Source organism: Methylophaga sp. UBA4204, from assembly GCF_002379485.1.
Lineage (GTDB): Bacteria > Pseudomonadota > Gammaproteobacteria > Nitrosococcales > Methylophagaceae > Methylophaga.
Window position 1 is genome coordinate 14,415 of the sequence record NZ_DFTU01000026.1, and the last position, 9,145, is coordinate 23,559.

The window sequence follows — 9,145 nt, forward strand, 5'->3', positions numbered from 1 at the left end:
ACGATTGCTCATCAATCCAACACATTGGTCATGGAGCCCGGTGGTTATAACTTTACTGACTACTGGAAGCTTGGTTTACCGTTATCTATTTTGGTGATTCTGACAGCCTTACCGGTAATATTGTGGGTTTGGCCCCTGTAAACTTGTTTTAATAGAACGCTCCACTAATTTTTCAGCAACAGGACATTAAATGGCTCAACAAATTGTGCAATTGCAACTCAGTGGCATGCGGTGTGCTGCCTGTGCGAACACCATCGAAAAAGCCCTGAAAAAAACGCCTTCGGTGAAGTCGGCACAGGTGAATTACGCCAATGAAAAGGCCACGATTCGTGGCGAACAGCTTGAAGCAGATGTGTTGATAAAAGCCATTGAACAAGCCGGTTATCAAGCGCAATTAATTGATATTGAGCACCAGCAGGATAAACGGCAGGATTTGCAGAAAATCCAGCTATATAAATTTATTGCCGCAGCAATTTTATCTCTGCCGCTGCTTTACAGCATGATCGGTCATTTCAGTTGGACCCGTGATCTGCCGATTCCAGCAGTTTTGATGAATGCATGGGTACAAATGGCCTTGGCCACGCCGGTGCAGTTTATTATCGGCTGGCAATTTTATCGTGGTAGTTATTACGCCTTAAAAAATCTCAGTGCCAATATGGATGTGTTGGTAGCGTTGGGCACATCAGCTGCCTATTTTTACAGTGTCTGGCTTACCTTCAAATTTGGTGCGATAGCAGCGCATGATGGTCTGTATTTTGAAACCAGTGCGGTATTGATCACGTTAATTTTATTAGGCAAATGGTTTGAAGCAAGAGCCAAGGGCCATACTTCGGAGGCTATTCGCAAACTATTAAAACTGCAGCCTCAACAGGCATTACGCGAATCACCAGATGGTCAGACCTTATTGGTTTCGGTAAAAGAGTTGCAGCAGGGCGATATTGTGCAGATTAAACCCGGTCAACAGATCCCCGTTGATGGAGTGATAGTCGAAGGTCAGTCGGCTGTAGATGAATCCATGTTGACCGGTGAAAGCATGCCAGTGGAAAAAAACGTCAATGACAAAGTGGTGGGTGCCACCTTTAACAAAAATGGTTTTTTACGGGTTCGCGCTACCCATTTGGGCGAAGAAGCGGCACTGGCCCGAATTGTTCGGGTAGTTGAACAGGCTCAGGGCTCCAAAGCGCCGATACAGCGTCTGGCGGATAAAGTTTCCGGTGTATTTGTTCCGGTGGTTGTGGTGATAGCTCTGATTACATTTTTACTGTGGTGGTTTTGGTTTGCCCCCGGTGATAGTGGCAGGGCTTTGGAAACCATGGTGGCCGTGCTGGTTATCGCCTGTCCGTGTGCTTTGGGGCTGGCTACACCAACCTCGATTATGGCCGGGTCAGGGCGGGCGGCTGAAGCTGGCATTTTATTCAAACAAGCCGATACGCTGGAATTAACCCAATCATTGACAGCGATTGTGTTTGATAAAACGGGTACGTTGACCCAGGGCAAACCGGCATTAACAGATTTTTTGCTGGCAGAAGATTATGAAAAATCGGTTATCGCTGGCATCGTCATCGCTATTGAAAGCAAATCAGAACATCCGCTGGCACAGGCTATTGTTGATGGGTTAAAACCCCAAAAAACTCAGAGTGTAATGATTGAGAACTTTACCGCCCTGAGTGGTCATGGGGTGATGGGTAATGCTGAGGTGAACGGCAAAACCTCCCAGATCCGTTTGGGAACCAAAAAACTGATGCAGGATCACGATATCGATATGGGTGATTGGCAAATTCAGCAACAGCAACTGGAAAAACAGGGGAAAACCGCCATGTTGATTGCAGTAGATCAGCAGGTAATCGGCTTACTGGCTGTGGCTGATACGATTCGGGATTCGGCCAAATCAGCTGTTACCGCTTTAAAAAAACGCGGTTTACAGATCATTATGTTGACCGGAGATAATCAGCTTACAGCGGATGCCATTGCTCTTGAGCTGGGTATTGATAAGGTAATTGCCGAAGTCTTGCCAGAACACAAAGCCGATAAAATCCGTGAATTACGTCAGCAGGGACAGGTCGTGGCAATGGTGGGGGATGGTATCAATGATGCCCCGGCAATGGCTGAAGCAGATGTTGGTATTGCAATGGGAAGTGGCACCGATGTGGCGATTGAAACAGCGGATATCGCGTTGATGCGGGCTGATTTGAATACCGTTGATACTGCCATTCAGTTAAGTCACCTGACCGTGCGAAATATTCGACAAAACCTGTTCTGGGCATTTGGCTACAATTCTTTGGGTATTCCTATTGCAGCAGCAGGTTTACTGGCCCCGTGGCTGGCTGGTGCAGCAATGGCGTTCAGTTCTATTTCTGTTGTGTTAAATGCATTAAGGCTGCAACGGGTTAAAAATATCCACTAGGGTTTGATGAGCTCTCATCTCCACTTTGTCAGACACAAAAATAACCTCCTGCAGTGGTAGATATGAACAATACAACAGATTCTGGTTCATTACATGGGATAGTCATTATCAATATTTCTCAGCTTGATGCTGTTTCAGGGCTCTCAAACTTGTTAAAGCGTTCTTGGCTTGCATCACATTGCGGAAAATTATGAGTTCAGATCCATGCACAGCTGATGTAAGATTCCTGAAAAGGGATAAATCCTACATTGCCTATAACAAAGGTCGGACCAATGGCGGCAGAAGAGCTGGAAAGTAAACTCGAACAATGGAAGCACAAATATCTCGAGCTGCTTGCACGTGAAGAAAAACAGACATCTTATACCGAACTTCTGGAACGCAGTCTTGGACGACTTGCCCTGGTCTCTGAAGGGATTAATCCTGTCCTGGATAAACAGCTGCATTCACTGCGAAAGGAATTACGCAGTAATAAAGATGTTGGTCGGATCAGCGATATCCTCGAAAAAATACAGCAATTTATCAACCAAATGGATGAAAGTCCGCAGAGTTCCGATGCTTCAGAATTATTACGTCATCTGCTGTTATCGTTAACCATACCAGCAGAATCAAAGCCAGCTGTTGATAATCTGCTAATTCAGCTGAAAGATGCTACCAACCAACAAACCCGTGAATTGTTACCGGATTTTGTGTCTTTACTGGAAGCGATTAACGTTAAGGTATCTGCTTCACCGGACCAGGAAAAACCTCGTTCAGGGCTGTTGCAGAAAATCGGCTTTAAGAAACGTACTATTGAAGTCACTCAGTTGCTGTGCAGTATGATTGATAATCTGCAGTTGCCAGAAATGTTCAACGAACAACTCCGTGAGATCCATGCGCAATTGCAATCCCAGCCGGATAAAAAGAACTTACCGCAAATTATTGATGCCCTGACTGCGCTGATTAATTCGCTGGGAGCTCAAGCTCAGCTTCAACAACTTGAATACCGGGCTTTTCTTGCCACGTTAAGCGAGCGCATTAATGAGCTTGATGATTTGCTGCGGGTGACAGTGAAAGACGAAGAAGAAGCCTTTAATCAACGACAGAAAATTGGTCAAAAGGTTGATGCCGGACTGGATGATATTTACAAACAAATTGATGTTGCCAGTGAACCGCGTGAGTTGAAGACGATTATTCGTGAACGTTTGACAGCACTGAGCGGAGCGGTAGATGAATATCGAAACGCTGATCAGACACGCTATTATCAATCACAATTAGAAATCAAAAAGCTGACAGATCGGTTACAGGAACTGGAATCTGAGACCAAATCCTTACAGGATGGTATTCGCAAAGCCCATGAAATGGTACGCAAAGATACGTTGACTGGGATCGGTAATCGTCAGGCTCTGATGGATGCTTTAGAAACAGAATACATTCGCTGGCAGCGTTACAAACATCCGCTTAGCCTGGTGGTTTGGGACATTGATAACTTCAAACAGATAAATGACAATCTTGGCCATCTGGCAGGCGATAAGATATTAATTCGTATTGCCGAGATTTTATCGACTTCTACCCGTGAAATTGATTTTGTTGCTCGCTTTGGTGGAGAGGAATTTGTCGGGATATTTCCTGCGACCGCATTAGCTGAAACCATGGTTCTGGCCAATAAAATTCGCGAAGAAATCAGCAACACACGTTTTCTATATGATGGCAAACCTGTGCCCATTACTGTTTCTGCTGGCGTAGCTACTTTTCATCAGGGTGATAATACCGAAAAAGTATTTAAACGTGCTGATGCTGCGATGTTTAAAGCCAAAAAGCAGGGGCGTAATGTCTGTATTGTTGAAGAGATATAAGTTTTTTTTTGCCTGATTCACCCAGGAGTCGTGATGAGAATCATTGGGTTGTTTTTATTGTGTGTTTCAGCTCCTGTAGTAGCTGCAGAAAATTGCCAAAATGCCAACACAACCTATGAGATTGGTGTTTGCATGGCTGAGCAATTAGAGCAGCAAGAGGTTGAAATGCAACATTATCTTGCCGAAGCCAGAGCCCGTTATGCTGATGATATAGTGATTGTAGAATCGATTGAAAAGGCCCAGCAAAATTGGCTCGGCTATCGTCAGGAACAATGCGGTTCCATCTATAATATTTGGAGAGATGGGACTATCCGTAGCATCATGGGATTAAGCTGTTCTATTCGGATGACAAAATTACGAACGCATCAGATATGGCACAGTTACCTTACTTATATGGAAAATAGCCCACCACTTTTGCCTGAGCCAAAGATAGAGTGAATAACGGATTCTGGATGAGTCTCCATGAACAACAGTATTCAGGAAAAAATTCATCTGGAACATGAAGCAGCTAAATTGTTTATGCGGTTGTACGAAAAACAATTTGCTGTACCGATGCGACATATCTGGCATAACCTGCCGCGCAAACCGGATGTTTCATGTTATCTCAATGGCACACAGCTTGATTTGGAGATTGCGCATATCTACGGTAGTGAACCAGAGGCAAAGTTAATCCTTGGAAGAGCAGCAGAAGACAGGATATTAGCTGCCTTACACCAGCTATCAGAATTACCCATCAACAATCGGTTAATTGCCTCGCTGAATGCTGTTCTTACTACTAAATCGCAGAAAAAATACCACAGCCAGAGGGTATGGTTGGTGTTACGCAATATGAATTCATTATGGCAACAAAAGAATTTTGAAAAACATCGCCATCAAATAGTGTTACCGGACAAACATCCTTTCGAACAGATCTGGTTAATTTGTGATGCCAAAGGCGATAGTGGTGTTATACGTTTATTTCCATATGAATAGCGAAACAGATTAATCGTTTTCTGCAGGAATTAACGTCACCTGGCGCCGAATTTTGGGGACCAGCTGAACGTTCCAATGCTGAATGGCCCATTCCCATAAGATATCCAGCGGGACATGGGCTAAATCCGTTGGTGGTTGCATCCCCAGAAAATTCAACACACGACACAACACAGCTCCGCTGTCTCTATGCTTTACCGGTTGTGCCCGGGTTTGCTTACTGAGTTTTTCACCATGAAGATTGGTGGCCACTGGTATATGGGCATATTCCGGGGAGTTAACCCCCAGCTGCTGTTGCAGATAAATCTGTCTCGGTGTTGAATCGAGCAAATCTGCACCACGCACAATATGTGTGACCCCCTGCAACCCATCATCAGCCACCACCGCAAGTTGGTAGGCAAATAAGCCATCTGCCCGTTTCAAGACAAAGTCACCGACTTGCCGACCGAGAATTTGAGATTGTTTGCCTTGAACACGATCTTCATAATCAATACTTTCATTATTTACCCGCAACCGCCAGGAAACTGGTTGCTTCCCTTCTGGCAAACCATGACGACAAAACCCAGGATAAACAGGGCCATCAATACCCATTTGGGCAGCAGCGTTAATTTCTTTACGACTGCAACCGCATGGGTAGGCCAATTGTTGTGAGATTAATTTTTCAAGTGCCTGACGATAGATATCATCACGCTGGCTTTGATAAATTATTTCGCCGTCCCATTGAAAACCAAAGCTTATCAGCGTATCAATAATATCCTGAGCTGCACCGGGTACCTCACGAGGTTTATCAAGGTCTTCCATTCGCACCAGCCAACTACCATTATGTGCACGTGCATCCAAATAGCTGGCGGTTGCTGCGACCAAAGAGCCAAAATGCAGTGGGCCAGTGGGAGACGGTGCAAAGCGTCCGATATATTTTAGAGATGTTAAGTCTGAATTCATGTTTAGTTGAGATAATCCACCACGTAGAGTGTAATGAGTTTCTGTTGATCTTTCATAGCCTGAATTTATGACTGAAGATTATCTTTTTGTATACGGTACCTTACGTAAAAACACTGAACGCCATGATTTGTTGCAACGCTGCTGTGATTATATCGATACCGGAATGTTGCAGGCTGTCATGTATCTTATTTCTTATTATCCAGGAGTGATATTGACAGATAATCCGCAGCAGCAAGTTGTCGGGGAGGTGTATCGTATCCATAATCCCCAATTGCTGTTTGCCGAGCTTGATGATTATGAAGAATGTTCTTCAAGTTTTGCAGAGCCCCACGAATATGTGCGGCAGCAGCAAATAATTTGTTTGAGTAATGGAAATAAGCTCTCAGCCTGGGTTTATCTTTATAATCAACCTATATCGGGTAAGAAACGTATCATCTCCGGCGACTTTCTTAACCCTTAAACAACCGACCATCATAAAAACTATTTATTTCTATAACGGTTTTTAAAGATCACATCAGCAGTTAAAGTGCTTGAAAAAAAGAGGTTTTATGTTTCGATCAGATGCTTTTCGCCAGCAAGCTCAAAACTGGCAACAACAATTTCGACAAGTTCAGTCTGCCGGTTTTTTGCAACGTATTTTTGCCTGGATTTTACTGGGAATGGTGATGATGCTCAGCCTGGCGTTGTTGGTGGTGGTCGTGTTGCTAAGCTGGATTCTGATCCCCCTGATGTTGTACCGGGCGCGTAAACAAATGCGTAGAGCTCAGCAAGCAGGTAACCAGCATCAGCCGTTTTCGCAACGATCTTCTCGACAATCTCGTCATGAGACTCATATCATTGAGGGTGAAATTATCAGCCGTAAAGAGGATTAATTTGCCTGATTAATCGCTGGATGATATCAGTCGAACAAGGAGGCCACGATTGTCAGAGACCATTAGCCCGATAGGCTTTAGCGCCAGCGAAGACTGGACGGTAGAAGATTTTTACCGTTTCTTTCACCAACTAAATATATTGTATAACCGTCTTTATGTTCTGGAAAAGATAAAAAATAAAGGCCAAAGCCGTAATCTCAAAAATGCGTTTTACGGTTCATTATCCTCTGTGAGTGAATCCCACCGCCTGATTATCAAATCCATCGAAGTGCATTCGCCTGGAGATTTTAATCTATTGGGAGTTGATAAAATTATTCAGCAATTGCGTGATTTGTGGAAAGATATTTCCTATCAAAACCGGCTGACCAAACAGCGGGTCACTGAACAAAATCGTCACGATAAACAAATGCATCAGTTGAAAGAAGTCGCTGCAATGCAGAAACTGCTGCAAAATCAGATCAAATTGATGCACCAGCTGGGATATAAAGAAGACGAAATTGCACAAGGAGTGAAAGCGTTGGCCGACCCGCTCGAACAGTTAGTGGAACTGGCTAACAGCCGTAAAATTTCGTTGAAAGAGGTAAAGGGTAAAAATTAAGCCTGAAGTCGTTATGGCATTGATAGTAATCATCAAGCGATCGATGCCATTAAGATACAAACATCATAATAAAATCAAAAAACGACGAAAGTTTATTACAACTCCCGCCGTCATTGGTACCTAATCTATTAAGCCTAAGGCGTAATGTTGAGATTGCCGCCAAAGATACCTACCAAACCGATAATAATCAGATAAATTGCCACGATATAGTTCAGTAATCTTGGTACCACCAGGATCAGAATACCGGCTATCAAAGAAATCAGTGGAGTCAGTGCAATAGTCATTTTTTTCCCTCGCTGTTGTAATTAATTTTATTATTGTGCTCAAAAAGCCTGTCAGAAGACGTGAGCAGGAATGATAATACAGAATTAGCCCTGTTCTTTAATCAGAATATTTTTCATTAGCTCTGGTTCATCAACCATATCTTCTGGCATCGCTGATGAATGGTGATTGATGATTAACCATTCACCATCATTCTGACGTTCATATACAAAGTTGTAGCGTGCCTGAACTTCCTGTTCCTGCCCATTTTTTGTCAGGGTGAAGGTATAAATTCCGGCATCAATTGCAATATTGCCATTAATGGTAATGTTACTTTCATCAATCCGGCCATTGGGTTGCAGGGCGAGAAAATATCCGAAATAGTCACGTATGCCCTCATGGTCAGTACGAACCTGGTTAGAGAGTGTTGGTAACAGAACCGCATCATTTGCATAATAAGCTGCTACCGCGGCTGCGTCGCCGGTTTGCAAAGCATTATTCCAACGGTCAAACAAGTATTCGATTTCTGCTTCAGTTGCCTGAACGTCTTTTACTTCAGGCTCTGGTGCACAGGCTGTCAGCATTAAGCCCAATGCTAAAGTAAATGTCAGTTTGTGGTGTGGTTTAGATAAAAAAATACTTTTTGTCATAATGATTCTCCCTCGGAAAGCACTTATCATTAACAACATAAGGCGAAATAATAGGCTTCTACCGGCCAAGATACTCCAAAATGCTGTTTGATGTGATCAGTTTCCATTAAACCAGATAATACAGTGCCATGACTTAAGCCAGATTAATCAATGCTTAATTTATTGAGCAAACAGGCAAACTTTAAACAGAACGGGGGATAGTCATAGCCCTTTTCAGTAATTTTTCAGGACTCAGAATGCAGGCACATTATTTTCAGCATGTACCGTTTGAAGGTTTAGGCAGTATTGAAGCCTGGTTTCAAAATCATGGCTATCAAATCAATGCTACCCGGTTTTATCAACAAGCTAATTTACCAGATATTAATGATGTGGATTTTCTGGTGGTGATGGGCGGGCCAATGAGCGTGAATGATGAAGCTCAGTATCCATGGTTAGCAGCAGAAAAGCAGTTTATCCGGCAATTTATAGAGACCGGTAAACCTGTTCTGGGAATTTGTCTCGGTGCACAACTGATCGCCAGCGCGATGGGTGGCAGAGTCTATCCCAATATAGAAAAAGAAATCGGCTGGGGGCCAATTCAGGCGGTGGCTAACAATATTGCAGCTGCTTTCACTTTT

General features: G+C 43.6%; 11 protein-coding genes. 8 read left to right on the forward strand and 3 right to left on the reverse strand.

Features of this window, described 5'->3' with window-relative positions:
- Positions 1-190: 190 nt before the first annotated feature.
- The 4 genes from B3182_RS03270 to B3182_RS03285 all read left to right on the forward strand — a co-directional run bounded on the left by B3182_RS03270 (position 191) and on the right by B3182_RS03285 (position 5,208).
- Positions 191-2,404, forward strand: a complete 2,214-nt coding sequence (locus tag B3182_RS03270; RefSeq protein WP_292353809.1) for a heavy metal translocating P-type ATPase — start codon at positions 191-193, stop codon at positions 2,402-2,404.
- A gap of 248 nt (positions 2,405-2,652) precedes the next feature.
- Entirely contained in the window at positions 2,653-4,236 is a 1,584-nt protein-coding gene (locus B3182_RS03275) for a GGDEF domain-containing protein (protein ID WP_292411235.1), read from the forward strand.
- Positions 4,237-4,269: 33 nt separating this feature from the next.
- A complete protein-coding gene (locus tag B3182_RS03280) occupies positions 4,270-4,674 on the forward strand; it encodes a lysozyme inhibitor LprI family protein (RefSeq protein ID WP_292353812.1) in 405 nt (134 codons plus the stop codon).
- Between the two features lie 24 nt (positions 4,675-4,698).
- A complete protein-coding gene (locus tag B3182_RS03285; RefSeq protein ID WP_292353814.1) occupies positions 4,699-5,208 on the forward strand; it encodes a hypothetical protein in 510 nt (169 codons plus the stop codon).
- A 9-nt stretch (positions 5,209-5,217) separates the two neighbouring features.
- Here the strand turns inward: B3182_RS03285 and gluQRS are convergent, their stop codons facing one another.
- Positions 5,218-6,147: a tRNA glutamyl-Q(34) synthetase GluQRS gene (gene gluQRS, locus B3182_RS03290; RefSeq protein WP_292353816.1), complete on the reverse strand. Its 930-nt coding sequence runs from the start codon at positions 6,145-6,147 to the stop codon at positions 5,218-5,220.
- 67 nt (positions 6,148-6,214) lie between these two features.
- Here gluQRS and B3182_RS03295 point away from each other — a divergent pair, with 67 nt between their 5' ends.
- From B3182_RS03295 to B3182_RS03305, 3 genes are all read left to right on the forward strand, one after another.
- Positions 6,215-6,607: a gamma-glutamylcyclotransferase family protein gene (locus B3182_RS03295; protein ID WP_292353818.1), complete on the forward strand. Its 393-nt coding sequence runs from the start codon at positions 6,215-6,217 to the stop codon at positions 6,605-6,607.
- An 88-nt stretch (positions 6,608-6,695) separates the two neighbouring features.
- Entirely contained in the window at positions 6,696-7,019 is a 324-nt protein-coding gene (locus tag B3182_RS03300) for a hypothetical protein (protein ID WP_292353820.1), read from the forward strand.
- A gap of 49 nt (positions 7,020-7,068) precedes the next feature.
- A complete protein-coding gene (locus B3182_RS03305) occupies positions 7,069-7,617 on the forward strand; it encodes a hypothetical protein (RefSeq protein WP_292353822.1) in 549 nt (182 codons plus the stop codon).
- Between the two features lie 134 nt (positions 7,618-7,751).
- On the opposite strand, the gene B3182_RS03310 is transcribed toward B3182_RS03305, so the two are convergent.
- Positions 7,752-7,901 (reverse strand): DUF3096 domain-containing protein, encoded by a 150-nt coding sequence (locus B3182_RS03310; RefSeq protein WP_014707945.1) that lies wholly within the window; start codon positions 7,899-7,901, stop codon positions 7,752-7,754.
- An 84-nt stretch (positions 7,902-7,985) separates the two neighbouring features.
- Positions 7,986-8,528 carry an SgcJ/EcaC family oxidoreductase gene (locus tag B3182_RS03315; RefSeq protein ID WP_292353825.1) on the reverse strand — a complete coding sequence of 181 codons (543 nt, stop codon included), beginning with the start codon at positions 8,526-8,528 and terminating at the stop codon, positions 7,986-7,988.
- Between the two features lie 236 nt (positions 8,529-8,764).
- On the opposite strand from B3182_RS03315, the gene B3182_RS03320 reads away from it, so the two are divergent.
- Positions 8,765-9,145: glutamine amidotransferase-related protein (locus B3182_RS03320; RefSeq protein WP_292751529.1), on the forward strand; the 381-nt coding region annotated here is incomplete at its 3' end.